The organism is Pseudomonas sp. Tul2A7 (genome assembly GCF_054790505.1).
This window is the reverse complement of sequence record NZ_CP186499.1, coordinates 5796124-5822830: the sequence shown is the minus strand read 5'-3', so window position 1 is coordinate 5822830 and position 26707 is coordinate 5796124. Positions and strand designations below refer to the sequence as shown.

22 protein-coding genes are annotated in these 26707 nt (G+C 60.1%); 13 read left to right on the top strand and 9 right to left on the bottom strand.

All coding sequences use genetic code 11. The features are described from left to right. Positions 1-91 precede the first annotated feature (91 nt). The gene (locus ACOYXJ_RS25890; RefSeq protein ID WP_007912545.1) at positions 92-256 is read left to right on the top strand and encodes a hypothetical protein; all 165 of its coding nucleotides are present in this window, start codon (positions 92-94) and stop codon (positions 254-256) included. 187 nt (positions 257-443) lie between these two features. On the opposite strand, the gene ACOYXJ_RS25885 is transcribed toward ACOYXJ_RS25890, so the two are convergent. The 4 genes from ACOYXJ_RS25885 to ACOYXJ_RS25870 all read right to left on the bottom strand — a co-directional run bounded on the left by ACOYXJ_RS25885 (position 444) and on the right by ACOYXJ_RS25870 (position 5597). Continuing rightward, on the bottom strand, positions 444-1520 hold the full coding sequence (locus ACOYXJ_RS25885; RefSeq protein WP_460372327.1) for an SMP-30/gluconolactonase/LRE family protein: 1077 nt from the start codon (positions 1518-1520) through the stop codon (positions 444-446). Beyond that, positions 1517-2662 carry a sterol desaturase/SRPBCC family protein gene (locus tag ACOYXJ_RS25880; RefSeq protein WP_460372325.1) on the bottom strand — a complete coding sequence of 382 codons (1146 nt, stop codon included), beginning with the start codon at positions 2660-2662 and terminating at the stop codon, positions 1517-1519. Before ACOYXJ_RS25880 ends, ACOYXJ_RS25885 begins: the two co-directional genes overlap by 4 nt. Before the next feature lie 111 nt (positions 2663-2773). Next, entirely contained in the window at positions 2774-3637 is an 864-nt protein-coding gene (locus ACOYXJ_RS25875; RefSeq protein WP_007912548.1) for a LysR family transcriptional regulator, read from the bottom strand. Positions 3638-3878: 241 nt separating this feature from the next. Further along, positions 3879-5597 (bottom strand): hydrogenase maturation protein, encoded by a 1719-nt coding sequence (locus tag ACOYXJ_RS25870; RefSeq protein WP_460372323.1) that lies wholly within the window; start codon positions 5595-5597, stop codon positions 3879-3881. 297 nt (positions 5598-5894) lie between these two features. Between ACOYXJ_RS25870 and ACOYXJ_RS25865 the strand changes: the two genes are divergently transcribed. From ACOYXJ_RS25865 to ACOYXJ_RS25820, 10 genes are all read left to right on the top strand, one after another. Further along, a complete protein-coding gene (locus ACOYXJ_RS25865; protein ID WP_034152323.1) occupies positions 5895-6401 on the top strand; it encodes a sigma-70 family RNA polymerase sigma factor in 507 nt (168 codons plus the stop codon). Continuing rightward, entirely contained in the window at positions 6398-7345 is a 948-nt protein-coding gene (locus ACOYXJ_RS25860) for a FecR domain-containing protein (RefSeq protein WP_460372321.1), read from the top strand. Before ACOYXJ_RS25865 ends, ACOYXJ_RS25860 begins: the two co-directional genes overlap by 4 nt. Positions 7346-7436: 91 nt before the next feature. Next, positions 7437-10346 carry a TonB-dependent receptor domain-containing protein gene (locus ACOYXJ_RS25855; RefSeq protein WP_460372319.1) on the top strand — a complete coding sequence of 970 codons (2910 nt, stop codon included), beginning with the start codon at positions 7437-7439 and terminating at the stop codon, positions 10344-10346. Positions 10347-10616: 270 nt separating this feature from the next. Further along, positions 10617-11093 (top strand): antitoxin Xre/MbcA/ParS toxin-binding domain-containing protein, encoded by a 477-nt coding sequence (locus ACOYXJ_RS25850; RefSeq protein ID WP_180988161.1) that lies wholly within the window; start codon positions 10617-10619, stop codon positions 11091-11093. Continuing rightward, entirely contained in the window at positions 11090-11593 is a 504-nt protein-coding gene (locus ACOYXJ_RS25845; protein WP_095120991.1) for an RES family NAD+ phosphorylase, read from the top strand. The genes ACOYXJ_RS25850 and ACOYXJ_RS25845 overlap by 4 nt, the downstream gene beginning before the upstream one ends. A 118-nt stretch (positions 11594-11711) precedes the next feature. Further along, positions 11712-14366, top strand: a complete 2655-nt coding sequence (locus tag ACOYXJ_RS25840) for a TonB-dependent receptor (RefSeq protein WP_460372317.1) — start codon at positions 11712-11714, stop codon at positions 14364-14366. Positions 14367-14592: 226 nt separating this feature from the next. Beyond that, the gene (locus ACOYXJ_RS25835) at positions 14593-16434 is read left to right on the top strand and encodes an extracellular solute-binding protein (RefSeq protein WP_460372315.1); all 1842 of its coding nucleotides are present in this window, start codon (positions 14593-14595) and stop codon (positions 16432-16434) included. Next, positions 16421-17485 (top strand): microcin C ABC transporter permease YejB, encoded by a 1065-nt coding sequence (locus ACOYXJ_RS25830; RefSeq protein WP_460372313.1) that lies wholly within the window; start codon positions 16421-16423, stop codon positions 17483-17485. The genes ACOYXJ_RS25835 and ACOYXJ_RS25830 overlap by 14 nt, the downstream gene beginning before the upstream one ends. Continuing rightward, positions 17485-18507: an ABC transporter permease gene (locus ACOYXJ_RS25825; RefSeq protein ID WP_460372311.1), complete on the top strand. Its 1023-nt coding sequence runs from the start codon at positions 17485-17487 to the stop codon at positions 18505-18507. Before ACOYXJ_RS25830 ends, ACOYXJ_RS25825 begins: the two co-directional genes overlap by 1 nt. A gap of 1 nt (position 18508) precedes the next feature. Next, the gene (locus ACOYXJ_RS25820; RefSeq protein ID WP_460372309.1) at positions 18509-20128 is read left to right on the top strand and encodes an ABC transporter ATP-binding protein; all 1620 of its coding nucleotides are present in this window, start codon (positions 18509-18511) and stop codon (positions 20126-20128) included. Between the two features lie 143 nt (positions 20129-20271). Here the strand turns inward: ACOYXJ_RS25820 and ACOYXJ_RS25815 are convergent, their stop codons facing one another. Together ACOYXJ_RS25815 and ACOYXJ_RS25810 are read right to left on the bottom strand one after the other, a co-directional pair. Then, positions 20272-20589 carry an SCP2 sterol-binding domain-containing protein gene (locus ACOYXJ_RS25815; RefSeq protein WP_150793477.1) on the bottom strand — a complete coding sequence of 106 codons (318 nt, stop codon included), beginning with the start codon at positions 20587-20589 and terminating at the stop codon, positions 20272-20274. A 63-nt stretch (positions 20590-20652) separates the two neighbouring features. Beyond that, positions 20653-21363: a histidine phosphatase family protein gene (locus ACOYXJ_RS25810; RefSeq protein WP_116029025.1), complete on the bottom strand. Its 711-nt coding sequence runs from the start codon at positions 21361-21363 to the stop codon at positions 20653-20655. Positions 21364-21568: 205 nt separating this feature from the next. Here ACOYXJ_RS25810 and sohB point away from each other — a divergent pair, with 205 nt between their 5' ends. Then, positions 21569-22600 (top strand): protease SohB, encoded by a 1032-nt coding sequence (gene sohB / locus ACOYXJ_RS25805; RefSeq protein WP_077573155.1) that lies wholly within the window; start codon positions 21569-21571, stop codon positions 22598-22600. A gap of 68 nt (positions 22601-22668) precedes the next feature. On the opposite strand, the gene ACOYXJ_RS25800 is transcribed toward sohB, so the two are convergent. Both ACOYXJ_RS25800 and ACOYXJ_RS25795 read right to left on the bottom strand, forming a co-directional pair. Continuing rightward, positions 22669-23163, bottom strand: a complete 495-nt coding sequence (locus tag ACOYXJ_RS25800) for a DUF934 domain-containing protein (RefSeq protein WP_038368934.1) — start codon at positions 23161-23163, stop codon at positions 22669-22671. Next, the gene (locus tag ACOYXJ_RS25795; protein WP_007912574.1) at positions 23147-24805 is read right to left on the bottom strand and encodes a nitrite/sulfite reductase; all 1659 of its coding nucleotides are present in this window, start codon (positions 24803-24805) and stop codon (positions 23147-23149) included. The genes ACOYXJ_RS25800 and ACOYXJ_RS25795 overlap by 17 nt, the downstream gene beginning before the upstream one ends. A gap of 526 nt (positions 24806-25331) precedes the next feature. On the opposite strand from ACOYXJ_RS25795, the gene ACOYXJ_RS25790 reads away from it, so the two are divergent. Further along, the gene (locus ACOYXJ_RS25790) at positions 25332-26405 is read left to right on the top strand and encodes an ABC transporter substrate-binding protein (RefSeq protein ID WP_460372306.1); all 1074 of its coding nucleotides are present in this window, start codon (positions 25332-25334) and stop codon (positions 26403-26405) included. 5 nt (positions 26406-26410) lie between these two features. Here ACOYXJ_RS25790 and ACOYXJ_RS25785 read toward each other — a convergent pair whose 3' ends face one another. Beyond that, positions 26411-26629, bottom strand: a complete 219-nt coding sequence (locus tag ACOYXJ_RS25785) for a DUF2970 domain-containing protein (RefSeq protein ID WP_110719153.1) — start codon at positions 26627-26629, stop codon at positions 26411-26413. Positions 26630-26707: the final 78 nt, after the last annotated feature.

Sequence of the window (26707 nt, the reverse complement as noted above, 5' to 3'; positions counted from 1 at the left end):
CGACCTGCGGTCGCGGATTGACGGGAACGACAGCCACGACCGGCACCTCGAATGTACAGAGTCTTCCATCCGACTCATTGCGAGGTGCCTTATGAACGATCCCAAATTCCCCAGTGAAGAGCAGGGCGCATTCGACCCGGTTCCCACGCATCCCGAACCCAATAGCCCGGCGCATACCACGGCCAACCCCGAAGAGCCGGATGAGGATCTGCCGGAAGACGAAGATCCGGACAAGTTCGATAAATCCAGTAACTGACAGACCGCTTTCGCGAGCAGGCTCGCTCCCACATTAGATATCTGTTGGCCACAAATGCTGTGACCAGCAAATAACCCTGTGGGAGCGAGCTTGCTCGCGAAGGCGCTCCCACATTTGAAATGCGGTCCCCTGTGGGAGCGAGCCTGCTCGCGAAGGCGTCAGCCCATTCACCACAAAACTGCCAGGTTCACTTCAGGGCCGCATCCAACGGCATCCGTGCCATATGCGTCGCCTTCAACGAGCCAAAATACAACCACGACCCATACTCGCGCACCGTGGTGATCGGCGAGTAATTGCCACTGCTCGCATCCTGCAAATTGGCAATCACCTTGCCGTCCAGATCCAGCCCCAGGACAAACCCGCGCTTCTCCACCGGCTTAGGCAAAACCGCCAACGCCCGCACGATCATCTTGCGCACGAACGGATGTTCTGCTGTGGCATCCAGCAGTTTGTTGCGCGGCGCATACAACGCTACCCAGAACCGGTTACTGCCATTGAACGCAAGGTTGTCCGGCAACCCCGGCAAGTTATCGATAAACAGGTCATGAGTGCCGGCTTTCGGCCCGGTCAGCCAGTAACGGCTGATGCGATAGGCGCCGGTTTCGTTGACCAGCACATAGGCGTCGTCCGGGCCGAGGGTCACGCCGTTGGCGAACTCAAGCTTATCGAGCAGGACACTGGTTTTACCGCTCTGAAAGTCATAGCGCAGCAGGCGTCCGTCGCCGCCGTGCTCGATGATTGCCTCGCCGTCGTGGCCGTAGCCCCAGCGGCTGGAGGCATCGCTGAAATAGGCGTAATGCCCGGACTTGTCGATGGCCACGTCATCGGTGAAACCGAAGGCCAGACCGTTGGCCTCCGTGGTCAAAGGAATCAACTGACCTTGCGCATCAAGGGACAGCAAACCCTTGACCCCGTCGGCAATCACCAGCAAACCGTTCGGGTGCCGGGCCAATCCCAGCGGGCGGCCACCGGTGTCGGCGAGTACCTTGCGTTGCTGGCCGTCGAGGCTGGTACGGATCAGTCGACCGTCGTGCAGCCCGGTGATCAAAAAGTCACTTTCCAGCAGCAAGGCTTCCGGCCCTTCGATGTCGCTCGGCCCGATCTGCGCTATGCCTTTGAGTTTCTGGTTCTCGGCATACATACCTTCTGTCAGCGAAGGTGCCGGCGGCGGCGTCCAGGCCACCGGTTCGACTTTGGTCGGCATCAACAATAAGAACGCGATGACGATGAGGATCAGCAGCAACAACAGATGCCGTAGCTTCACGCGCTGGCCCTCGCCGAAGCCAGGTAGCGGGCAGCCATGTCACGCAACGCCAGCATCGACGCGGCGGATTCGCGCTCGATGCGACGTTTGAGCAGCAGGTGATTGGCGATGCGCATGGCCAAACCATTGAAGCGATAATCCAGCGTGCGCACGAACCGCGTGCCGCTGCCCTCGGCGGTACATTCATACGTCAACAGCAGCGACAGTCCATGATCGCCTTGCGCTCGCGCGCACCAGCGCCGGCCGGGCAAGTACTCGGTGACTTCCCAGCTTAAATGGCCTTCACGTCCGCCGGCATGAATGTCCTCTTCAAAGCGCGAGCCGGCATGTAGCGGGCCGTGGGCGCCATCGATCTTCAGCGACGAGGGGTGCCACTCCGGCCAGCAACCGACATTGGCGGCGTAGGCCAGTACGGCAATCGGGTCGCCAGCGATATCGACGGTGTGCTGCATGCGGGTCATGGGCATTCTCGCGTAGCTCAAAGGGGCGGTTTCCGGCTCCCAGTAAAGGGTGCCGAACAGATAGTCCATCAGTGGCAGGACGATGTTGAAGTTGCGCTCCTGCATGCGCTCGCGGCGGTGATGCAGCTCGTGCAAGCGGCGCATCTGGCGGATCCATGGCAGGCGGGTGAGCGGGTTGTGCGGCGGCAGGTGTTCGCAGGCATGGAATATTTCGTAAGTCAGATAACCGAGCACCATGCAGCCGCCGAACAGTCCGGCGACGTTGGCGTTTACCTGTGCCAACAGCCACCACAGCGGCAGGGTAATCAGCAGTGTGTGCAGCACGATCAGCCAGGCGGGGAACAGGATCACCCGCCAGTCGCGGGCACTGTCGTAGGTCATGTGGCCGGGGGTGAAGAAACTGTGATGATCGCCGGCATGCCGGGCGTAGAACATTTTCGCGAAGGTTTTTTTGTGGTGGCCGAGATGGCGATGGACCATGTACACGCCGAAATTGAACAGCAGCAGGGTCAACGGCACCGTCAGCCATTCCAGCAGGGCGACCTGCTGCACGCTGCTCCAGAACCCGCCGATGGCCAGCACGCCGAACAGCAGCACGAAGGCGCCGTGCAGCCACGGGTTGTACAGCGGATGAATGGCCGCACGGTAGCGACTGCGGAATATTTCGGTGGTCTGCCTCACTGCTTCACCTGCGGGTATTGTTGTTATACCCGGCAGATTAGCCGATCCGGCCGTTTGTGCAGGCCGGACCTCGATGGCACATGCGCCATGCTCCGGTACGAAGCCGCCGCTTTAGCTCAGCGGGTTCCAGCGTTGTGACCAGTCGTCATCGGTGCGGATCACTTCGCGCAGCAGATGGAAGGCTTGTTGCAGCGTTGCCGAATCGCGATCGCGAGAGTAAACGAGGTAGGTCGGATAGCCGAATTCCGGGGCTTTGGTCACCGCTTCGAGGGCGCCGCTTTCCAGATAGGTGCGCACCACACGAGTGCGGAAGTAGCCGCTGCCGCCGTGTTCGAGGATGTATTGCAGGGCCAGCGGGCCGAGGTTGAAACTCAGCGCCGCTTTGGCTTTTTCCGGCAGGGCGGCGTCATGCTGGCGGCGGAAGTCCGGGCCCCAGTCGATGTAGACGTAGGGATCGGGACGATCGGGCGCACGCACCAGAATCAGTTTTTCTTCCAGCACTTGCTCGACCTGCAATCCGGGCCAGTATTCCGGTTGGTAGACCAAAGCGGCGTCGAGCACACCGAGTTCCAGTTGGCGCAGCAGGTTTTCGCCGTCGCGGATTTCCATGCGCAGGGCATGTCCCGGAATTTTCTCACGCAGCTCCGCCGCCCAACTGAGCATCAACGGATTGCACAGGCTGACTTCGCCGCCGATGTGCAGCACGTTGTGATAACCCTCGGGCAACGGCAGGTCGCGGCGTGCGGCTTCCCAGGTCTGCACCAGTTGATTGGCGTAGACCACAAAGGCCTCGCCATTGGGCGTCAGTTTCGCCCCGGCGCGGTTGCGCACGAACAGCGTGCTGCCCAGCTGACTTTCGAGTTTCTGCACCCGGGCGGTGATCGCCGTTTGCGTGACGAACAGCTTCTGCGCGGCCGCGGCGAGGCTGCCGTGACGGACGATTTCCAGAAAGGTGCGAGCGAGGTCGATGTCCATGGGCGGGCCGGTGTTTGAAGTGTCGGGCATTGTAAAGGCAAAAGCCCCTCACCCTAACCCTCTCCCGGAGGGAGAGGGGACTGACCGAGGTGTCTGGCGTCATACATCGACCTGAAAGATCGGGTCGATTATGGATTCAGAACATGAATCTCACGTCGGTGTAGATCTCCAATATCCCCGGCTCGGTTCCCTCTCCTTGGGGAGAGGGCTAGGGTGAGGGGCAATGCAGTCACCGCCAAAATCAACTGGCCAACTCGGTCAAACGCACCCGCGCCCACTCTTCAATCAACCGCGCCGGCGTGCCACACACCTTGCGCTTGTAGACAAAATTTCGGCACTTCTCGGCAAACTGATTGCGGTTGTAGAGCATGTCTTCCTGCATCTCCTGCAACTCGGTTTCGCGACACTTCTGGATCAATACCTGATCAACCCGCGCCTTGCGCTCACGCACCGCGGCATAGGTCGGATCGCTCAATACGCCGTTGGCCCGTTGCAGCAACCACAGAGAAAACTCGTCCGGGCAACGCGGGCCGATTTCCTGAACCATGCCCAGTTGCCACGCCTGCACCGCGCTCACCGGCAGGCACGCCTGAGTCAGTTGTTCGGCCATCGCCGGGCCGACGGCGCGGGGCAGGCTGTAGGTCCAGTATTCGGAACCATACAAACCCATGCTCTTGTAATGCGGGTTGAGCACGATATCGGCGCGGGCAAAGACAATGTCGGCCGCCAGTGCGAGCATCACACCACCGGCGCCCGCGTTGCCGGTAACGCCGCTGACCACCAGTTGCCGGGCCGTCAGCAGTTCTGCGCAGACATCATCGATCGCCTGAATATTCGCCCAGGCTTCGGCGCCCGGATCCTGCGCGGCTTGAATCACGTTCAAATGCACGCCGTTGGAAAAACTGCCGCGTCCGCCCTTGATCAGCAACACCTGCGTATCACGGGATTTGGCCCAGCGCAGCGCGGCGACCATGCGCTGGCATTGCTCGGTGCTCATGGCGCCGTTGTAGAACTCGAATGTCAGCTCACCGACGATGCCGGATTCGCGATACCGCAGCGGTTGATAGGCTTCGTCACTGAACGGCTGTGTAGCAATCGACCAGTCCAGCACCGGCACGTCGGCCAATTGCTCAGCCAACAGGTGCCGCGCCGGTTGCTTGAAGGTTTCTTCGCCAGGTTGCGGTTTACGGCGTAGCGAACCAATCCACAAACTTTGATCACCCGCCGCAACCAGCACGGCATCGTCATGCACCGCGAGTATTTCGCCGGGCACGCCGCTGCGCGAATCGAGGTGTGCGTCGTAAACGTAATACTGACCGCCGGCCAGGCTGGCCAGCACGCCGGGTTGGCCGTCAGCGGCATCGATGCAGCGTTTGATGAAGCGCGCGCAGTCGTGCCAGCTGAAACTGCGGTCGACCTGTTTCATGTTCGGCTGCAAGCGCCCGCGTACTTTTGTATCGGCATAGTCGAGGGCAACCGGTTCAAACCCTTCGACGAACTTCTCCACCACTTCGCGTATGCAACGAATCGCCGCATCACTGACCCGGCCGTTGTACAACTCGGATTTGCGCAGGCCCGCCGGCAGGTTGAATTCGCAGGTGGCCCACACCGGGCCGGCGTCCATTTCTTCGACCGCTTGCAACGCGGTAACGCCCCAGCTCGACAATTCATTGGTAATCGCCCAGTCGAGGGCACTGGCGCCGCGATCGCCGACGATGCCGGGATGAATGATCACCACCGGACGCTGTGCATTGCTCCACAGTGCCTCGGGCACACGGTCCTTGAGGAACGGGCAGATCACCAGATCCGCGCCGCTGTGTTCGATCTGTTCGCATACAGCGTTTTCATCGGTAAACAGCACCACGCTCGGCGAGTGCCCGGCCTCGCGCAGCTCCAGCCAGGCACGTTGGGTCAGGCCGTTGAACGCTGACGACAGCAGAATGATGTTGAGTGGTCGCATGCTTGCTCTTCCTTGAGTGGGTTCAGCCGCGGGCTCTCGCTGAGCCGTCCCTGGCTTTCGATGGAGCCGCGAGATTAATCAGTGGCCGGCCACGCGCCAGTGACCGAGGTCAACGTTGTGTCAGCCAATGTTTCTGCGGCGACGAAGCGGCTTATGCTCAATGGTTTGCTTATGCTGATTTTTTATTACTTCAAATGTCTTCGAGGCTATTGCACAGTCGCGCCTGATCAGAGCCGGACGATCCCGGCAGAACGATGGTTTTTCGCAGCGGGTGGGACCCGTTTCAGGGAGCAAGGCATGGGTGGGTACAACCCGCATTACCAGATCATCGGGCAGATGTTCCAAAAGGATTATCGCTGGCTGTGCGCTGCCGTTGGCCGCACGCTGGGTTGCCCGCACAGTGCGCAGGACATCGCTTCGGAAACCTTTCTGCGGGTGCTGGCACTGCCGGACCCCACGGCCATTCGCGAGCCACGCGCGCTGCTCACTACCATCGCTCGCCGACTGGTGTACGAAGGCTGGCGTCGTCAGGACCTTGAGCGCGCCTATCTGGAAAGCCTGGCGCTGGCACCCGAACCGGTGCATCCGTCTCCGGAAGAACGGGCGCTGGTGATCGAAGCGCTGCTGGCGGTCGATCGATTGCTCAACGGGTTGTCGGCCAAGGCCAAAGCGGCGTTTCTCTACCATCAACTCGACGGCTTGACCTACAGCGAGATCGGCGAACGCCTCGGGGTGTCCACCAGTCGCGTGCAGCAATACATGGTCGAAGCGTTCAAGCGCTGCTATCAGGCGATGCAGGCATGAGGCCGGACGACGCGGTGATCGACGAGGCGGCGCAATGGCTGGCGTTGCTGCAATCGGGCGAGGCGGGCATGGCCGAGCGGGCAGCGTTTGAGGCCTGGCGGCTTGCCGATCCACGGCATCAGCAGGTCATCGAACAAATGGGCGGCGGCCTCAATCTGCTGCGTAATCCAACCTTGCGCAGCGTGCCGCGTAGCAGTTTGTTGCACAGCCTCAATGCACCGTCGAGTCGTCGACGCTTTATCAGCGGCAGTTTGAGTGTGCTGGGTATTGCGCTGTTGGCCGGGTTGCTCGGGCGACGCTACGGCTGGCTGCCGGAGGCGGGGGAGTTGTCGACCGGCACCGGTGAACGACGTGACTTCACCTTGGCCGACGGCAGTGCGCTGACCCTCAACGCGCGCAGTCGTGTGGTGCCTTTGTTCGATAGCCAACAGCGCCTGCTCGCTTTGCGCAGCGGCGAGTTGTTGGTCGATGTGGCGAAAGAGTCGGCGCGACCCTTCGTGGTCGAGATCGAGCACGGGCGCATGCGTGCGCTGGGGACGAAATTTCTCGTGCAGCACAGCGAAGAGGCGACGCGATTGGTGCTGCTCCATTCGCAGGTTGAAGTGGTCACCACCAGTGGCGCACGGCAAGTGGTGCAGGCCGGCGAGAGTCTGCTGTTCAACGGCGCCGGACTGCTGGCGCTGGAGCGCAGCAGTGGCCAGGAAAGCGCTTGGGTGCAAGGACGACTGGAGGTGCGCGACCGCCCTCTGCGCGAGGTCATCGACAGCCTGCGCCGCTACCGTCGCGGCATCTTGCATCTGAGTCCGGAAGTCGCCGACCTGCGCCTCAGCGGCCTCTATCCGCTCGACGACAGCGATCGTACGTTGCAGTTGCTGGAGCGCTCGCTGCCGATCCGCGTGACCTGGCATAACCCGTACTGGGTCAGCATTGACGCGCGGTTATAAACCCATAACTTCTTGGCCTAATCGCCGCCCTATAAAAAGCGCTGGCCCGCTGCTCATTCCCTGCAGATGCCTTCAACAGGGAAACCCTTCGATGTTCTCATTCAAACAACAATTACCTCGACTGACCCTCGCCGCTGCCTTGGCGCTGGGCGTCAGTCCATTGGCGGCGGTGGCCCAGGAATCGGCAGCGGCGGTGTTTACCTTCGACATCGCTACCGGGCCGCTAGACGAAGTGCTGCTGGACATCTCGCGGCAGAGCGGTGTGCCGATTTCCTTCAGCCAAGAACTGGTGCAGGGCAAACGCAGCGCGGCGGTGCGCGGCGCGTTGGGTGGCCGGCAGGCAGTCGAAAAAGCCTTGCTCGGCAGCGACCTGCAAGTCGAGCAAAGCGCTCAGGGCCTGACCGTTCGCGCAGCCGATGCGCCGGCGAAAGTCACTGCCGTGGCACCGGTCACCAGCGCCGATTACCGCATGGAAAAAGTCACCGTGACTGGTTCGCGCATTGCTCGCGCGCAGAGCGATGGCGCCACACCGGTCAACGTCATTACCCACGAAGAAATGGAAGCGCGCGGCTACAAAAACGTCTACGACGCCCTCGCGACGCAGACGCAAAACACCGGCATGACCCAAGGCGAAGATTACGGCAACACCTGGCAACCGGCGGCCAGCGCGCTGAACCTGCGCGGCCTCGGCCCGAACCATACGCTGGTGCTGATCAATGGCCGTCGCGTCGCCGACTACCCGACGCCGTACGACGGCAAGGTCAACTTCACCAACCTGGCGAACATTCCGTCGGCGGTTATCGAACGCATCGAAATCCTCAGCAGCGGCGCCTCGGCGATTTACGGCTCGGACGCGATTGCCGGGGTGGTCAACATCATCCTCAAGGACAAGATCAACGGCGTCGACGTCAATCTCAAGGGCGGCACCAGCGAGCGCGGCGGCGGTGACAACCAGCGCTTGCAGATCAGCGGCGGCGGCAGTTGGGGGGATTTTGACGGCTTGTTCGGTCTGGAACTGACTAACCGCGATCCGATCTGGGCCGATGACCGTGGCTTTATGCAAAACGGCCCGCTGGCGGACGTCGGTTACCGCCGCGACCTGAGCAACAGTCGTTATCTGGGACCGGGTTGCGGTGCTTATCAGGGCACCTTCGACAACAAACTGGTCAACAGCGGCGGGCGCTGCCGCACCGACCAGATGTACAACGATTACTGGACCGTGCAGACCCAGAAGGAAAACTACGACGGCTACACCCGTGGCACCTGGCATTTCAGCGACAGCGGTCAGGTCTTCGCCGATTTGATGTACGGCCTCGACCATATCCAGAACAACACGCGCGGGCCGACCTTCACCTCGCCGGACTTCATCAACCAGAACAGCGGCAATCTGGAGCGCTGGTATCGACGCTTCGGCGAAGAGGAAATCGGTGGTCGCACCAGCAACAACAGCAAGTGGCGCGACACCTCGTGGACCGGCACCCTCGGTCTCTCGGACAAGATCGCCGACACTGGCTGGAGTTACGATCTGGCGGCCAACCGCTCGGAATATCGCAGCGTCAGGACCACGCGCTACACGCCACTGTCTTCGATTCAGGACTTTTACCTCGGCCCGCAACTCGGTGTCAGCGGCGGTTATCCGGTGTTCGCCCCGGATGCTTCACGGCTCGACCGGCCGCTGACGCCGCAGGAGTGGCAGCAGTTTCGCGGCAACCTCACCCAGAGCAGCAAATCGGTGTCGACCAGTTACAACGCTTCGGTCAACGGTGATCTGTTCGACTTGCCGGCCGGCCCCGTCGGTTTCGCCGGGGTACTGGAGGCGGGTAAACAGGAGTATCGCGTTGACCCGGACGATGGCCTCAACGACGGCACGTTTTACGGGGTAAGCCCACAGCAAAGTTCCGGTGGCTCGCGCAAGCGTTATGCAGCGGGCGGCGAGTTCAGCATTCCGGTGACTGACACGATTCTGGCGACCGCCGCCGGGCGCTGGGACCAATACAAATTCAGCGGCCGCACCGAGCAGCAGAAAACCTACAACCTGGGACTGGAATGGCGCCCGGTCACCAGCCTGTTGCTGCGCGGCAGTTACGGCACCAGTTTCCGTGCGCCGGACCTGAACTACATCTATCAGTCCGACAGCAATGGCTACTACCCGGCGCAGATCGATTACTACGGTTGCAGCCAGGGTGTGGAAGGCGCGTGTGATCGTGGGCGGGTCGATTACACCCAGAGCGGTACGGCGAATCTGGAGTCTGAACGCGGCAAATCGTGGACCTACGGCTTTGTCTGGTCGCCGTCGCGCAACTTCGATTTCTCCACGGATTTCTGGCGTGTCGAGATCGATGATCTGCTGACCACCGTCGATGAAAACCGCTTGCTGCAACAGGAAAACGAATGCCGCAACGGTACGCAGGACATCAATTCGGCCAATTGCCAGTCGACCCTGGCGCGCATCGATCGCAACGCTGGCAATGCTGCGGTCGATCCCAACCAGTTGCAGCGCGTGCGGGTCAATGCGATCAACGCCGCCAGCGAGCGGGTCAGTGGTCTGGACTTCAAGAGCAACATTCGCTGGGGCGCTGGGCAGTACGGCGCATTCAGTTCGGCGCTGGGTTACACCCTGGTGCTTTCGCATTACTACAAGGAATCGGAAGAAGCACCGACGCAAGACTGGCGCACTTCACGCACCAACTACGACTGGCGCAGCAAGGTCAACGCCAGCCTGACCTGGGATTATCAGAAAGCCACGGCGACGCTGATGGGCATTCGTTACGGTTCAGTCACCAACGGCGCAGGAGACGGGCGTCTGTCGCCGTGGACAGTGTTCAACGCCAGTGCGCGTTACAAACTCAATGACCGGGCAAGTGTCGGTCTGACCGTGAACAACGTGCTCAATCAGGTCAAACACGATGATTCAGCGGGGTGGCCGTATTACCCGACCGGCAACTATGACCCGTACGGGCGGCAATGGTGGCTGGACGTGAGTTATCACTTCGGCGGCTGAGGGCAGGAATCTCGCGTTGACGTCCTACGGAAAATGGCGGGTTTTGCGGAAAGCAGGGGATATTTCCGACGACTTTTTCAGGTTGGTCGTCGGAAGCGCGATCTATAGCATCGGACCTGACATTGAAGTCGCTGAGCGGCTTGAACGCTCAGGCTCCCAGATCAAGGATCAATTATGCGTACACCACACATTCAGCATGAAACCTCTGTTTATTCCCTGCGCAATTTCTGGATCGACGATCGCGCCAGATGCCCCATGGAGGATGTCGCGATGCCCACAGCAAAAGTGCCTCGGCTGACGGGGCTGAAGAAGGTCGCGGGCAAGCCTGTCGATTTGCTCGTGCATGGCCAGGACCTCGGTGACGACGCCATGCTGATTGTCCGCCTTACCGAGGAGGGCTTTGAGCTGAGCGACGTCGTCAACATGCTTTCAACTTCCGAAATGTACCTGCGCGAAGACATGGTCAAACGCATCACCGGCCGGTCTGTCAGAACCGTGCAGCGGCTGTTGAAGGAAGGCAAGTCGATACGGCTTGACTCGCAGCAGAGTGTTGTCGCCTACCAATATGCGCTGGTGCTGGAGATGGCTACTCGTGCGTTCGGGGGGCTGCCACAGGCGGAGGTATGGATGCAGAAATCCACCCCTTATCTTAACGGCTACGTGCCGTTGGAACTGACCCACCATCCGCTCGGTTTCCAGATGGTCGAGCAATACTTGTGTCGGCTCCTGTACGGGGGTTACCCATGAATCCCTTGCCTTGGGAAGGGCACTGGTATGGCTGGCGCCTGGATCAGGAGGCCTACGGAGAGACGTGGGACAGCGGGATGGGTTCAAAACTGAAGGGCGGTCGATGGAATGCGCCTGGCCGGCGAGTCGTCTATGCATCTGTAGATCCGTCGTCGGCCATTCTGGAGGTGGCAGCCAATAACAGTTTTGATGCGCTGGACAGGGAGCCTTATGTGCTGACGTGCTTTGAAGTCATTCGCGATGCTCGGGTCAAAGTCGTTCAGCCTGAAGAGGTACCGAATCCTTACTGGTTGAGTCCCGCGTGGCCGTCGCCCAATCAACAGCGGTTTGCCGACGCTTTACTGGATGAGCATCCGTTTGTCCTGATTCCCTCTGCGGCAACCCGTCACTCGTGGAATCTGCTGGTGAGCTGCGACCTGGCAGAGGGGCAGTTCAAGATGGTCTCCCAGGAGCGATTTGGCCTGGATACCCGGTTGTTGAGGGAGGTGACATTGGCTTGATGCGGACGCACGGCATTTTGTGCATAACCTCATCACCCAACGGTCTAAACCGCCCTCTATAAATCCTTATTCGTCATTGCACATCCCTGCATAAACCAAAACGCAGGGATGGCTGTTCATGATTCAGTTTTCACCCGTCAAATCACCTTTGAGCCTGGCCTTGCTGCTGGCAATCAACACGCTGCCGGCCATCGCCGCCGACAGCACGGCAACCGAACCGACCACTCAACTGCAGCGTGTCGAAGTCACGGGGACGGCAATCCGCCGGGTCGATGCAGAAACGGCGGTGCCGGTGACCATCCTGCGCGTCGAAGAGTTGCGCGAGCAGGGCGTCACCACCACCGAGGAACTGGTCAGCCGGATATCCGCCAACCAGTCTTCGGTCGGCTCCGGGCGTTCGGTGGGGTCGAGCAGTGGTGGGGCGTCTTATGCGGATCTGCGCGGCATCGGCGCCAACAAAACCTTGGTGCTGCTCAATGGCCGGCGTCTGAGCAACAATGCCACCAATGCGATCAACGGCTCGGGTGTCGACCTCAACACCATTCCGTTCGCCGCCATTGACCGCGTGGAAGTGCTGCGTGATGGCGCCTCGGCGCTGTACGGCACTGATGCGATTGGCGGGGTGATCAACTTCATCACCAAGACTAGCCTGACCGAAGGGCAAATCAGCACCAACTACGACACGCCAACGCATTCGGGTGGCGGTGAAAGTCGAAACTTCAGCGGCAGTTGGGGCTTCGGTGATTTGCAGGATGATCGCTTCAACGTGTTTGGTGTGGTCAGTTACGACAAGCAGCAACGCCTGGCCGCTGAGGATCGCGGCTACACCTACAACTATCAGCCCAACCGCGGACTCGATTACACCTCCGGCACCGCCTCGCCGGCCAACTGGAGTCAGGGCAGTAACGCCACCAACCCTTTGGCCGGTTCTGGCTGCAACGCACCGGGTTTGCTGGCGCGCAACGGCATCTGCCGGCAGAGCCTGTGGAATTACCTCGATCTGGTGCCGGAAACGGAGAAGACCTCGGCCTTCGCCAAAGCCACCGGCAAGCTGTCGGACGACCACAACGTCAGCCTCGAATACTTCTGGGCGCAAAACGAAAACCGCACGCAAATCGGCCCCGGCACTTTGATGGGTAATCAGGTCAACCCCGGCACGGCGTTCTATCCGGGCAACGGCATCACCCCAGGACCGAACGGTTTTGCCCTCGACCCGACGCAACCGGTCGACGTGAACTGGCGCGAAACTGCCGTCGGCGCGCGTCAACACGAAGACGACAACACCAGTCAGCGTTTGCTGCTGAGTTTCGACGGCACGCTGGTCGGCTGGGATTACAACCTCGGCGCCTCGTATAACCAGAACAAAGTGGTCAACAGCATTCAGGACGGCTACGTCAATGACCGTGCCGTCAGCGCCGGTATTGCCAATGGCGTGATCAACCCGTTCGGTCCGCAGACGGCTGCCGGTTCGGCGCTGTTGGCAGCCAACGCAGTGGACGGCGATTACGCCACGGCGGTAGGGCGGGTGAAGGCCATCGACGGGCGCATCAGTCGTGAAATCGGCGACTGGTTCGGAGCCGGTCCTTCGGCATTGGCGCTGGGCGGCGAGTATCGCAAGGAAAACTTTCACCAGGATTTCGCGCAGTTTGCCGGCGACGTGCAAAGCCTCGGCGTTGATCCGAATGGCAGCGTCGCCGGGGATCGCAGCGTCTCGGCCGAGTACGCCGAGGTCAACGTACCTGTGCTCGACAGCCTGGAACTGTCCGCCGCCGTGCGTCACGACAAGTACAGCGACTTCGGCAGCACCACCAACCCGAAATACTCGTTCCGCTTCCAGCCGTTCAAGGAACTGGTGGTACGTGGTGCCTACAGCGAAGGGTTCCGTGCGCCGTCGTTGTATGAGCTGTACAACCCGACCTTTACCAGTTTCACCAATGCCAACTACAACGATCCACGTTTGTGCGCTGGCGGCAATCCGAGCAATGGCGGCATCGCCAACCGTGATTGCGCGCAGCAGTTCAATCGCACCAGCGGCGGCAATACCGACCTGAGCCCGGAAACCGCGCGCAACGTTACCCTCGGGTTTGTCTATCAACCGTTTGAGCGCCTGAGCGCCGGGCTGGATTTCTGGTGGATCGACATCGCCAACCAGATTGCCGAGTTCCCGGAATCGGCGGTGTTCGAGAATCCTGAGCTGTACCCGGATCGGCTGGTGCGCAAGCCGGATGGCTCCATCGATCACATCGTCACCGGCCTGGCCAACCTCGGCAAGATCAAGACCAACGGCGTCGACGTCAGCTTCGATTACCGTTTGCCGAGCACGCCGTACGGCAATTTCGGCATCGGCCTGCAAGGCACTTACGTCACCCGTTATGACTATCAGCAACAACTCAAGGGCGACTACATCGACAAGCTGGGCGATTTCCGTGGCGGTGACTTTGCCTCGGCGGGTGCCGTGGCGCGCTGGCGCCACAGCCTGACCGGCAGCTGGAATTACGGCCCGTTCGGCGCCGCGCTCACCAACCGCTACACCAGCGGTTACCACGACTCCGATCGCGACACTCACGATTACGTCGGCTCTTACAACGTCTGGGATCTGGCCGGCACCTACACCTGGCGCAAGTCCCTGAGCGTGACCCTCGGCGCGAAAAACCTGTTCGACCGCGAGCCACCGTTCAGCAACCAGACCTACACGTTCCAGAGCGGCTACGACCCGAAATATGGCGACCCATTTGGCCGAACGCTGTACACGCGGGTCAGTTACAAGTTTTGAAAATGCTCAGAGATGGCGGGTTTTAGTCACCTATTGATCTAAAGCCTGCCCTATAAAAATCGCCGGCCTGTTGCACATCACAGGTAGGCAGGATGTGTGGTGACTGTTCCGGCGTTATCGCGAGCAGGCTCACTCCTACATTGGCTTTGTGTTCACCGCAGACCCTTGTAGGAGTGAGCCTGCTCGCGATGAAGCCAGTAGCAGCACCGTGTAAAAGGATCTGCCCATGTTCTCCAGGCTCATTTTATTCAGCGCTTTCGCGCTTTTAACCCCGTTCAGTTGGGCCGCCCCGCAACCGGCGTTAACCGTGTACGGCGAACCTCCCAAATACGCCCCCGACTTCCAGCACCTGGCCTACGCCAACCCCGATGCACCGAAGGGCGGCAGCCTGCGCCGTTCTTCGCTGGAAAGCGGCCCGTTCGATCACCTGATTCCTTACACCGACAAAGGCACCGGCGTGGCGGATATCGATGGCTGGCTGTACGCACCGCTGGCCTATCGCAGCAAGGACGAACCCTACAGCGTCTACGGTCTGGTGGCGCAGCAGATGGAGCTGGACCCGGATCGCCGCTGGATACGCTTCTACCTGAACCCGAAGGCACACTTCGACGACGGCACGCCGATCACTGCCGAAGACGTGCGCTACACCTTCAACATGTTCACCACCCAGGGCAGCCTCAAATACCGTCAGCAGTTTCGCGATGTCGCTGAAGTCGTTGTGGAGTCACCGACGCAAGTGCGCTTCCTCTTCAAGAACAACGACAGTCGCACATTGCCGCTGGACCTGGCGACACTGCCGGTGCTGCCCGAACATTGGTGGCGTAGCCGCGACTTTGCCGAGGGCGGTGGTTTCGAGATCCCGCCGGGCAGTGGCCCGTATCGTATCAGTGCGGTGGATGCCGGGCGCAGCGTGAAATTCCAGCGGGTGCGGGACTGGTGGGCCAAGGATCTGCCGATCACCCGTGGGCTGTACAACTTCGATCAGTTAAGCGTGGAGTTTTTCGCCGACACCGACGTGTCACGGCAGGTGCTCAAGGCCGGCGGCTTCGATTACAACCGCGAGTTCTCCGCCACCAGTTTCACCATCGGTTACGCGGGCGCTGCACTTGAGCAAGGCAAATTGCTTCGTGAACATCTCGCACCCGGTGCTGCGCAAGGCGCGCAGGGCTTTGTGTTCAACCTGCAAAAACCGCTGTTTCAGGATCGCCGGGTGCGTCAGGCCATCGCCATGCTTTGGGATTTCGAATGGAGCAACCGGCAAATGATGCGCAGCATGTACCTGCGTCAGCGCAGCTTCTTCTCCCACAGCGCACTGGCGGCCACTGCATTGCCGGATGCCGAAGAGCTGAAGATTCTTGAGCCGTTGCGCGGAAAGATTCCCGATGAAGTGTTCACCACGGTGTTTGAAGCACCGAAAACCGACGGCAGTGGCAACATCCGCGCGGAACAATTGCAGGCGCTGAAACTGCTGGAGGCCGCTGGCTGGAAACCTCAGGGCGATCAGTTGGTGAACGCCAATGGCGAGCCGCTGCACTTCACGTTTCTCAATGGCCAGAAAGGTTTCGAACGACTGTTGTTACCGTTCAAACGCAACCTGGCGCAGATCGGCATCGGCTTCGATATCCGCCAGGTCGACACCGCGCAATACACCAACCGCGTGCGCAATCGCGATTACGACATGATCGTCGCCGGTTACCCGGTGAGTCAGGCGCCGGGGCGCGAGATGTTCAATTACTTTGGCTCCGACGGTGCCGCTGATCCCGGCTCGAACAATTACATGGTGCTGCGTGATCCGGCCGTCGATGTCCTGCTCGAAGGGTTGGTGCAGGCCGACAATCGCGAGAGTCTGTTGCGCCATGCTCATGCACTGGATCGGGTGTTGCAGTGGGGCTATTACTGGGTGCCCAACTATTACCCGCCAGGCATTTCCACGGTGTGGTGGAACCGCTTCGGCCGACCGGCGATTGCCCCGCTGTACGACGCCGGTCTCGACACCTGGTGGGAAATCAGCCCGACTGCACTGACGTCAACGCAGATGCACAAGGAGTACAGCCATGTGGGGTTATAGCCTGCGCCGTTTGCTGCTGATCGTGCCGACCTTGCTCGCGATCCTGTTGGTCAATTTCGTTATCGTGCAAGCCGCGCCCGGTGGCCCGGTCGAGCAGGCCATTGCGCGTTTGCAGGGGATTGGCGTGGGTGCAGCGGTGGGTTCAAGCCATGTCGAAACCGTCGGTGGCGAATCCCGCGCCACCCGCGGACTCGACCCGAAACTGGTGGCTGATATCGAGCGTCAATACGGCTTCGATAAACCGCCCAGCGAGCGCTTGTGGCTGATGCTCAAAAGCTATGCGCAACTGGATTTCGGTCAGAGTTTCTTTCGCGGTGCCAGCGTCACTGAGCTGATCTGGCAGAAGCTGCCGGTGACCTTGTCGCTGGGCCTGTGGGCGACGTTGATCACCTATCTGGTGTCGATTCCGCTGGGTATTCGCAAAGCCGTGCACAACGGCTCGGCGTTCGATGTCTGGAGCAGCGTGGCGATCATCATCGGTTATGCGTTGCCGGGATTTCTCTTTGCGCTGCTGCTGATCGTGGTGTTTGCCGGTGGCACGGCGCTGGACTGGTTTCCGGTGCGCGGGCTGGTCTCGGACAACTTCGCCGAGCTGTCGCCGTGGGCCAAGGTGGCTGACTATTTCTGGCACTTGGTGCTGCCGGTGATTGCCCTGGTTATCGGCGGTTTTGCCACGTTGACGATCCTCACCAAGAACAGCTTTCTCAACGAGATCTCGCGCCTTTATGTGGTGACCGCGCGCGCCAAAGGGCTGAGTGAACGGCAGGTGTTGTACGGCCATGTGTTTCGCAATGCGATGCTGCTGGTCGTCGCCGGTTTGCCGCAAGCCTTGGTGACGGTGTTCTTCGGCGGTTCGCTGCTGATCGAAGTGATCTTCTCCCTCGACGGCCTCGGTCGCCTCAGTTACGAAGCGGCGGTCGCCCGCGATTACCCTGTGGTGTTCGGTTCGCTGTTCATCTTCACCTTGTTCGGCCTGCTGATAAAACTGCTCGGCGACCTCTGTTACACGCTGGTCGACCCGCGCATCGACTTCACCGCGAGGGCTGCCTGATGCTGACGTTATCTCCAATCGGCCAGCGCCGCTGGGCGCGCTTCAAGGCGCATCGCCGTGGCTGGTGGTCGCTGTGGCTGTTTCTTGCGCTGTTCGGCCTGAGCCTTGGCGGTGAACTGGTGGCCAACGATAAACCGCTACTGGTGACGTATCAGGGCGACTGGTATTTCCCGGCGTTCAAGCGCTACACCGAGCAGGATTTCGGCGGTGAGTTGCCGTTTCAACCAGACTATCGCAGCGCGCAGGTGCGGCAATTGATCGAGGGGCAGGGCGGGCGGCTGTGGTTTGCGCCGATTCCGTTCGCGTTCGACACGGTCAATTACGACCTCACGGAGCCGGCGCCGAGTCCGCCCAGCGGCGAGAATTGGCTGGGCACCGATGATCAGGCGCGCGACGTGCTGGCGCGGGTGATATTCGGCACGCGTATATCGCTGCTGTTTGCCCTGGCGCTGACCGCAGCGAGTGCGCTGATCGGCATCGCTGCCGGCGCGTTGCAGGGTTACTACGGCGGTTGGGTCGACTTGATCGGTCAGCGCGTGCTGGAGGTGTGGTCGGGGCTGCCGGTGTTGTACCTGCTGATCATTCTGTCCGGATTTGTCGAGCCGAATTTCTGGTGGTTGCTGGGGATCATGGCGCTGTTTTCCTGGTTGAGTCTGGTCGATGTGGTGCGTGCCGAGTTCCTGCGCAGTCGCGGTCTGGAGTATGTGAAAGCGGCGCGGGCACTGGGTGTGGGCGATGCGCAGGTAATCGTTCGGCACATCCTGCCCAATGCCATGAGCGCGACGCTGACCTACCTGCCGTTTATTCTTACCGGGGCGATCGCGACGTTATCGGCACTGGATTTTCTCGGTTTCGGCATGCCGGCCGGCAGCGCTTCTCTCGGCGAGTTGATCGGTCAGGGCAAGAGCAATCTGCAAGCGCCGTGGCTGGGTTTGACCGCGTTCTTTGCCTTGGCGCTGATCCTTTCATTGCTGGTTTTTATCGGTGAGGCCTGCCGCGATGCGTTTGATCCGAGGACTTGATATGCCGGAACATCTGATCGAAATACGCGACCTGCGCGTCGCGTTCAATGGCGAGGCCGTGGTGCATGGCATCGACCTTGATATCCGTCCCGGCGAATGTCTGGCGCTGGTCGGCGAATCCGGCTCCGGTAAATCGGTGACGGCGCACAGCATTCTGCAATTGCTCGACCCGGCCATCACCCGGATCGACGGCAGCATCCGTTATGCCGGCGAGGAGCTACTTGGTGTGCATGAGCGCTACTTGCGGCAATTGCGTGGCAACCGCATCGCGATGATTTTTCAGGAGCCGATGAGTTCACTGAACCCTTTGCACACGATTGAGCGGCAACTGGGCGAAAGCCTTGCGCTGCACAAGGGGCTGGCCGGGGCGGCGGCGCGGTTACGGATTTTGGAACTGCTGGAATTGGTCGGTATTCAACATCCGCGCGAACGGCTCAAGGCTTATCCGCATCAACTGTCGGGCGGTCAGCGACAACGGGTGATGATTGCCATGGCGCTGGCCTGCGAGCCACAGTTGCTGATCGCCGACGAGCCGACTACGGCGCTGGACGTGACCGTGCAACGCAAGATTTTGTTGCTGCTCAAAGAACTGCAGGAGCGGCTGGGCATGGCGTTGTTGATCATCAGTCATGATCTGAATCTGGTGCGCAATATCGCTCAGCGAGTGGCGGTCATGCGTGGCGGTCTGATCGTCGAACGGGCGTCGTGTGAACAGTTGTTCAGCGCGCCGCAACATCCCTACAGTATCGAGTTGCTCAACGCCGAGCCGGGTGGCGAGGCGTTGTGTCGGGAACCCGCCGAGGATTTGCTGGAGGTGCGGGACCTCAATGTGCGCTTCCGTTTGGGCGGTGGATGGCTGCGCGCGAAGTCGTACTTGCACGCGGTCAACGGCATTGACTTGAATCTTCAGCGTGGCAAAACCTTGGGGATTGTCGGCGAATCCGGTTCCGGCAAGTCGACGCTGGGCCAGGCGATTCTGCGTTTGCTCGATGCGCAAGGCAGTATTCGCTTTCAAGGCGAGGCGCTGGAGCACTTGAGCGGCAAACAACTCCGGCCACTGCGCAAACGCCTGCAAGTGGTGTTTCAGGATCCGTTTGGCAGCCTCAGTCCACGCCTGTGCGTGGAGCAGATCATCGCTGAAGGTTTACAGGTGCACAGCGATTTGACCGCCAGCGAGCGCGAGAGCGCAGTGATTGAGGTGCTGCGTGAAGTCGGCCTCGATCCGGCTACTCGCCATCGCTATCCCCACGAGTTTTCCGGTGGGCAGCGGCAACGCATCGCGATTGCCCGGGCGCTGGTGCTCAAGCCCGACTTGATTCTGCTGGATGAACCGACGTCGGCACTGGATCGCACGGTGCAAAAACAGATTGTCGCGTTATTGCGGCGTTTGCAGGCGGAACACGGCTTGACCTATCTGTTCATCAGCCACGATCTGGCGGTGGTGCGCGCGTTGGCCCATGACTTGATTGTGATGAAGGACGGTGAAGTGGTGGAGCGTGGCGAGACGAATGCGCTGTTTCATGCCGCGCAGCATCCGTATACCCGAGAGTTGCTGGCCGCTTCGTTCACTGACGACCCCATATCAAATGTGGGAGCGAGCCTGCTCGCGAATGCGATGTGACAGGTAACGGTGATGTCGACTGAGTTGACGCCTTCGCGAGCAAGCTCGCTCCCACAGGTCTTGGGTGCGAGCAGTAATCCTCAGCGCTCGAATGTAAAAATCCCGCCATGAAGGCGGGATTTTTGTGTCACTGAACGTCGCTATTACGACGGGAACAGCTCGGACAGTTTCATCGACAGCATCATGTCGCCTTCAACGCGCAGCTTGCCGCCCATGAAAGCCTGCATGCCGTCGGTTTCGCCGCTGACGATACCTTTCAGGGTTTCGCTGTCCAGCACCAGCGTGCAGTTGGCGTCCGGGTTTTCGCCTTCCTGGATGTCGCAGGTGCCGTCTTTGACGATCAGCGAGTACTGCTTGTTTTCGTCAGTGATGTTGAAACCGAAGACCAGATCCAGACCGGCAGCAGCGGCTGGGTTGAACTTGGCTTGCATTGCTTTTACGGCATCGGCTACGGAGGTCATGGTTCGATCCTTTCTTGGTAATAGGAGCTGGTTGATTACAGCAAGGTTCACAGTTAACCGGACTCAACGGAAAGTGATGAGTTCCGGAGCCTTCAACAGCTGCAGATGTACATGACTGTTAAAGGAGGCCAAAGCCACCTCGCGACCGCGGAACTTCAGCTGGTTGAGCGAGGTGTTGACGATTTGCCAGTTCAATTCAAAGGCCTGTTTCGCAGGCATTTGCGTAATGAGGTGGAGCAGGGCAGTGATGGTGCCGCCGGAGGTGAACACGGCGATTTTCTGATTTTTATCGGCCAGATCGAGTATCCGCTGCAGCCCGGCCTGAACCCTTTCGACGAAACCCAGCCAGCTTTCGAGCCCCGGCGTGTCGTAAGTGCCGGCCAGCCAGCGCTCGATGATCAGGGCGAAAATGCGTTGGAATTCACCACGGTTCTGCGCGGCGTTGCGCAGGATGTCGAGAGCTTCCGGCTCGTCTGCCAGCATGTCCGGGAGCAGGGCACGGATCACCGCGTCGGCATCGAACTCGTTGAAAGCGGAATCGGTTTCCAGCGTCGGTACCGGCAGCCCTTTGGCGGCGAATTGCGCCAGCGCGCTGGTGGCCGTGTGCTGCTGGCGACGCAGGTCTCCGGCGAGGCAGCGATCGAAGCTGATACCCAGTTCAGCGAGGTGCTGACCGAGGATTTCTGCCTGGCGCACACCGGTCGGCGACAGGACGTCATAGTCGTCTGCACCAAAGGAGGCCTGGCCATGTCGAATCAAATAGATGCTGCCCACGTCCGCGTCATCCCGGTACGTTGAAGGTTGTGGCGAGGTTATGAGGATGACGGTTAGCTGTCAATGAAAAAACATACGCTTGTTTGAAATGCCCGTTACAGGGGTGTTGCCAGAGGTTTCACGGCTGGCCGATGAGCCGGCGCATGGGTATGCTGGAGCCATCCCGCGTGTGTTTCACATCCACGCACTGTTCTAAGGAGTCTCTGTGGAGTTTTTCACCGAATACGCCAGCTTCCTGGCCAAGACCGTCACCCTGGTGATCGCCATTCTGGTGGTGCTTGCCAGTTTTGCTGCATTGCGCAGCAAGGGCCGACGCAAATCCGCCGGTCAGTTGCAGGTCAGCAAACTCAATGATTTCTACAAGGGCCTGCGTGAGCGCCTGGAGCAGACCTTGCTCGACAAGGATCAGCTCAAAGCTTTGCGCAAGGGCGAGGCCAAGTCCGAAAAAAGCGCGAAGAAGCAGAAGAAACAACCCGAAGCCAAGTCCCGCGTATTCGTCCTCGATTTCGACGGCGACATCAAAGCCTCGGCCACCGAGAGCCTGCGCCATGAAATCACCGCGCTGCTGACCTTGGCCACGCCAAAAGACGAAGTGGTCCTGCGTCTGGAAAGCGGAGGCGGCATGGTCCACAGCTACGGTCTGGCATCCTCGCAATTGGCGCGTATCCGTGAAGCCGGCGTGCCGTTGACCGTGTGCATCGACAAGGTTGCGGCCAGCGGCGGCTACATGATGGCGTGCATCGGCGAGAAGATCATCAGCGCACCGTTTGCGATTCTTGGTTCGATCGGCGTGGTTGCGCAGTTGCCCAACGTCAACCGCTTGCTGAAGAAGCACGACATCGACTTTGAAGTCCTCACCGCCGGCGAGTACAAGCGCACTCTGACCGTATTTGGTGAAAACACCGAGAAGGGCCGCGAGAAGTTCCAGGAGGACCTGGACATCACCCATCAACTGTTCAAGAACTTCGTCGCCCGCTACCGCCCGCAACTGGCGATTGACGATGTCGCCACTGGTGAAGTCTGGCTCGGCGTCGCGGCGCTGGATAAGCAACTGGTCGATGAGCTCAAGACCAGTGATGAATACCTGGCAGACCGGGCCAAAAAGGCTGAGGTCTATCACCTGCACTACGCCGAGCGCAAAAGCTTGCAGGAGCGTATCGGCATGGCCGCCAGCGGCTCGGTCGACCGCGTGCTGTTGAGCTGGTGGAGTCGCTTGACCCAGCAGCGCTTCTGGTAACTCGAACAGGCATAAAAAAACGCCGGTCACATGACCGGCGTTTTTTTGTCCGCGCTAAACCTGAAGACTTAGCGGCGACGGAACAGCGGCAGTGGTTCGTCAGTGGCAGCCTGATAGGTCACCGAGAAGTCCTTGAGGCCTTCAAGCGCTTCGTACGGGTCTTTGTCCGCGCGAATGGCAAAGGCATCAAAACCGCAGCGATGCATGTAGAACAGCTGATCGCGCAGCACATCACCAATCGCCCGCAGTTCGCCTTTGAAACCGTAACGGTCACGCAGCAGACGGGCGTTGGAGTAGTTGCGGCCGTCGGTGAACGCCGGGAAGTTCAGGGCAATCACCTGAAACTCGGCGACGTCTTCACCGATTTCTTCGGCTTCTTCGTCGGCGTCCAGCCAGACACCCAGGCCACCGTCGCGGGCCTTGAGCATGCGGCTGTGTTCGCGCCACAGTTGCAGCGGCACGATCAGATCGTCGCAGTTACTGATCTCGTCGATGTTGAAATCCTTGGGCAGCAAGTGCCAGGTTTCGTCGACGACCTCGTTGTTCTTAATGATTCGCTGCATAGACGCGTTCCTTGAAGAGGTCGATGCCAATACGCTGGTAGGTGTCGATGAAGCGCTCGTCTTCGGTACGTTGTTCCACGTACACGTCGATCAGCTTCGAGATCACGTCAGGCATGGCTTCCTGAGCGAAGGACGGGCCGAGGATCTTGCCCAGGCTCGCATCCCGGCTGGCGCTGCCGCCGAGGGAGACCTGATAGAACTCTTCGCCTTTCTTGTCGACGCCGAGGATGCCGATGTGGCCGACGTGGTGGTGACCACAGGCGTTCATGCAACCGGAGATGTTCAGGTCCAGCTCACCGATGTCGAACAGGTAGTCGAGGTCGTCGAAGCGGCGCTGGATCGATTCGGCAATCGGGATCGACTTGGCGTTGGCCAGCGAGCAGAAATCACCGCCAGGGCAGCAGATGATGTCGGTCAGCAAACCGATGTTCGGCGTGGCGAAACCGCCTTCGCGCAGTTCGCCCCACAGGGTGAACAGCTGGCTTTGCTCGACGTCGGCGAGAATGATGTTCTGCTCGTGCGAGGTGCGCAGTTGACCGAAGCTGTAGCGGTCGGCCAGATCGGCGACGGCGTCGAGCTGCTTGTCAGTGATATCGCCCGGGGCAACGCCGGTCGGTTTCAGCGACAGGGTTACGGCGACATAGCCCGGCTTCTTGTGCGCCAGGGTATTGCGGGTGCGCCAGCGGGCGAAACCCGGATGCTCTTTGTCGAGCTCGGCCAGTTGCGCGGTCTGGTTGTCCAGCGCCTTGTAATCCGGGTCGACGAAGTGCTTGGCGACACGCTGCAGTTCGGCGTCGGTCAGAGTGGTCTGGCCACCGCGCAGGTGTTCCATTTCCGCATCGACTTTCTGTGCGAACACTTCCGGCGTGAGGGCTTTGACGAGGATCTTGATCCGCGCCTTGTATTTGTTGTCGCGACGGCCGTAGCGGTTGTACACGCGCAGGATGGCGTCGAGGTAGCTCAACAGGTCCTGCCACGGCAGGAATTCGTTGATGAACGCACCGACCACCGGAGTACGGCCAAGGCCACCGCCGACCAACACGCGGAAACCCAGTTCGCCAGCGGCGTTGTGTACCGGCTCAAGGCCGATGTCGTGGACTTCAATGGCGGCACGGTCAGCGGTCGAACCGTTGACGGCGATCTTGAACTTACGTGGCAGGTAGGCGAATTCCGGGTGGAATGTAGTCCACTGACGGACGATTTCGCACCATGGGCGCGGGTCGATCACTTCGTCGGCAGCGACACCGGCGAACTGGTCGGTAGTGACGTTGCGCAGGCAGTTGCCGCTGGTCTGGATCGCGTGCATCTGCACGGTGGCCAGTTCAGCGAGGATGTCCGGGATGTCTTCCACCGCCGGCCAGTTGAACTGCACGTTCTGCCGCGTACTGATGTGGGCGTAGCCCTTGTCGTAGTCGCGGGCAATCTTCGCCATCATGCGCGTCTGACGCGAAGTCAGCTGGCCGTAAGGCACCGCCACACGCAACATCGGCGCGAAACGCTGGATGTACAGGCCATTTTGCAGGCGCAGGGGGCGGAATTCTTCTTCGCTCAGCTCACCTGCCAGATAGCGTCGGGTCTGATCACGGAACTGCTTGACGCGGTCCTCGATGATCCGCTGATCGTACTCGTCGTATACGTACATATAAGTCCTGTTCTCAGGCTTGGGCCATTCGGAGTAGCACTGCGTTTTCGCTTGCTGGAGTCCGATTGTGCCTCTGCAATTCTGCGCGCACGGCCGCGCACTCCCTAACGGAGCCGGGGCAATATACCCGTTTGCAGTTATGCGCAAAAGTGATGTTTGAGTATATGTAAAGAACCAAATCGCCTAACGAGAACGACTGTCAAGTAATCCACATTTGTCGTGCGGACAATCATCGTCTTAACTGTGGTCGAGTCTTTCTGCAATCACCGATAAAACCGACAAGAGGCGATGCAATGAGCAACCCGACCAAGGCAAGAAAAAGCGACAGCAGTGTCGATGCGTGGGCCATCCTGTTCCTGATCATTCTCGTGGTAGGAACTGCGGTATTTTGGGTCAGTCATCAGTAAACGACCGATCCGGGCCTCGCTTGCGACAGATTGTCGGACAAAAAGCGGGATCAGGCATCAATAGCCGATGAAACGAGGGCTATAATGCGCGGCCATTTTTCGTTGGGCCCGGATGCTTCATGTTCAAGTTTTTCCATATCAGTCTTCTGTTGTTCGGCGCGTTGTTCCAGAGCAGCGCGCGGGCAGAGTCTGTGCTGTTTTTGAATCCGGGTTCGACGCAGGAAGCGTTCTGGGTGAGCTATTCGCAATTCATGCAGGCGGCCGCCCATGATCTGGGAATCGACCTGCAGATTCTCTATTCCCAACGCCAGCCCGAACTGACCCTCGCTCAGGCGCGCCTCGCATTACAGGGGCCGAATCGTCCCGAGTACCTGATTTTCGTCAACGAACAATACGTCGCCCCGCAAATCCTGCGTCTGGCGCAGAACAGCGGTGTGAAGCTGTTTATGGTCAACGCCGCACTGACGGCTGACCAGCAGGCCATGGTCGGCGAGCGTGACGACCGCATTGGCAGCCTGGTGCCGAACGACGAGGAGGGCGGTTACTTGATGATGAAGGAGCTGATTCGCCTGCACCCGTCGACGCCAGGCACTGAGCCGATTGAAGTGTTGGCGTTCTCCGGGCTGAAGGTCACGCCCTCGGCGCAATTACGCGAGCGCGGCATGCAACGGGCGCTGGCCGAACATCCACAGATTCGCCTGCGGCAATTGGTCTACAGCGGCTGGACCCAAGAGCGCGCCTATGAACAGGCCAAACAGCTGTTCGCCCGTTACCCGAAGGTGTCGCTGGTGTGGTCGGCCAATGATGAAATGGCCTTCGGGGCGATGCGCGCCTACGCCGAGACAGGCAAAGTCCCCGGCAAAGATGCCTTGTTCAGTGCGGTCAACACCTCCCCGGCGGCTTTGCAGGCACTGGTTGACGGGCGCCTGAGCGCGTTGGTCGGCGGACACTTTACCCTGGGCGGCTGGGCGTTGGTCGAGTTGCATGACGTGGAGCAGGGCGTCGATTTGAATCGCTACGGCGGCCGTGATCGGCAGATTCCGTTGCTGCAACTGATCGACAAACGTCACGCCCGGCAAATGCTGGCCATGGGCAAGTCGCCGAACTACGGCGTGAATTTCCGCAAGCTCTCAGCCAAAGGGCAACCGGCGTCGTATCGCTACCCGTTCACCTTGCAGACTCTGATGCGCTGAACGCGTCAGACCCCGGCGAAGTGCAGCACCAGTTTGACGATGGCAAACAGCGTCAACGCGAAGATGGCGGTGAACACAATCCCCAGCATCACGAAATGGCTGGGCTTGCCATGGGTGAAGTCCCTTGCCCGATTCTTGCCGCTCTGCACCCCGAAGGCTGCCGCCATCACGCTGTGCAGCATCTGCCAGAAGGTCGGCGGTTTGTTGTCGACTGGATCGTCCATAAACCCCTCGTCTGCCGTGTGTGTCAGACAAGCATAGCCAACCCTTTCAAGGCCACCGCAAAAACAACTGTGGGAGCG

Coding starts and splice junctions, on each gene's coding strand:
- ACOYXJ_RS25890 (WP_007912545.1), top strand. CDS start 92: ATGAACGATCCCAAATTCCCCAGTGAAGAGCAGGGCGCATTCGACCCG.
- ACOYXJ_RS25875 (WP_007912548.1), bottom strand. CDS start 3,637: ATGGACATCGACCTCGCTCGCACCTTTCTGGAAATCGTCCGTCACGGC.
- ACOYXJ_RS25870 (WP_460372323.1), bottom strand. CDS start 5,597: ATGCGACCACTCAACATCATTCTGCTGTCGTCAGCGTTCAACGGCCTG.
- ACOYXJ_RS25865 (WP_034152323.1), top strand. CDS start 5,895: ATGGGTGGGTACAACCCGCATTACCAGATCATCGGGCAGATGTTCCAA.
- ACOYXJ_RS25860 (WP_460372321.1), top strand. CDS start 6,398: ATGAGGCCGGACGACGCGGTGATCGACGAGGCGGCGCAATGGCTGGCG.
- ACOYXJ_RS25855 (WP_460372319.1), top strand. CDS start 7,437: ATGTTCTCATTCAAACAACAATTACCTCGACTGACCCTCGCCGCTGCC.
- ACOYXJ_RS25850 (WP_180988161.1), top strand. CDS start 10,617: ATGCCCACAGCAAAAGTGCCTCGGCTGACGGGGCTGAAGAAGGTCGCG.
- ACOYXJ_RS25845 (WP_095120991.1), top strand. CDS start 11,090: ATGAATCCCTTGCCTTGGGAAGGGCACTGGTATGGCTGGCGCCTGGAT.
- ACOYXJ_RS25840 (WP_460372317.1), top strand. CDS start 11,712: ATGATTCAGTTTTCACCCGTCAAATCACCTTTGAGCCTGGCCTTGCTG.
- ACOYXJ_RS25835 (WP_460372315.1), top strand. CDS start 14,593: ATGTTCTCCAGGCTCATTTTATTCAGCGCTTTCGCGCTTTTAACCCCG.
- ACOYXJ_RS25830 (WP_460372313.1), top strand. CDS start 16,421: ATGTGGGGTTATAGCCTGCGCCGTTTGCTGCTGATCGTGCCGACCTTG.
- ACOYXJ_RS25825 (WP_460372311.1), top strand. CDS start 17,485: ATGCTGACGTTATCTCCAATCGGCCAGCGCCGCTGGGCGCGCTTCAAG.
- ACOYXJ_RS25820 (WP_460372309.1), top strand. CDS start 18,509: ATGCCGGAACATCTGATCGAAATACGCGACCTGCGCGTCGCGTTCAAT.
- ACOYXJ_RS25815 (WP_150793477.1), bottom strand. CDS start 20,589: ATGACCTCCGTAGCCGATGCCGTAAAAGCAATGCAAGCCAAGTTCAAC.
- ACOYXJ_RS25800 (WP_038368934.1), bottom strand. CDS start 23,163: ATGCAGCGAATCATTAAGAACAACGAGGTCGTCGACGAAACCTGGCAC.
- ACOYXJ_RS25795 (WP_007912574.1), bottom strand. CDS start 24,805: ATGTACGTATACGACGAGTACGATCAGCGGATCATCGAGGACCGCGTC.
- ACOYXJ_RS25790 (WP_460372306.1), top strand. CDS start 25,332: ATGTTCAAGTTTTTCCATATCAGTCTTCTGTTGTTCGGCGCGTTGTTC.
- ACOYXJ_RS25785 (WP_110719153.1), bottom strand. CDS start 26,629: ATGGACGATCCAGTCGACAACAAACCGCCGACCTTCTGGCAGATGCTG.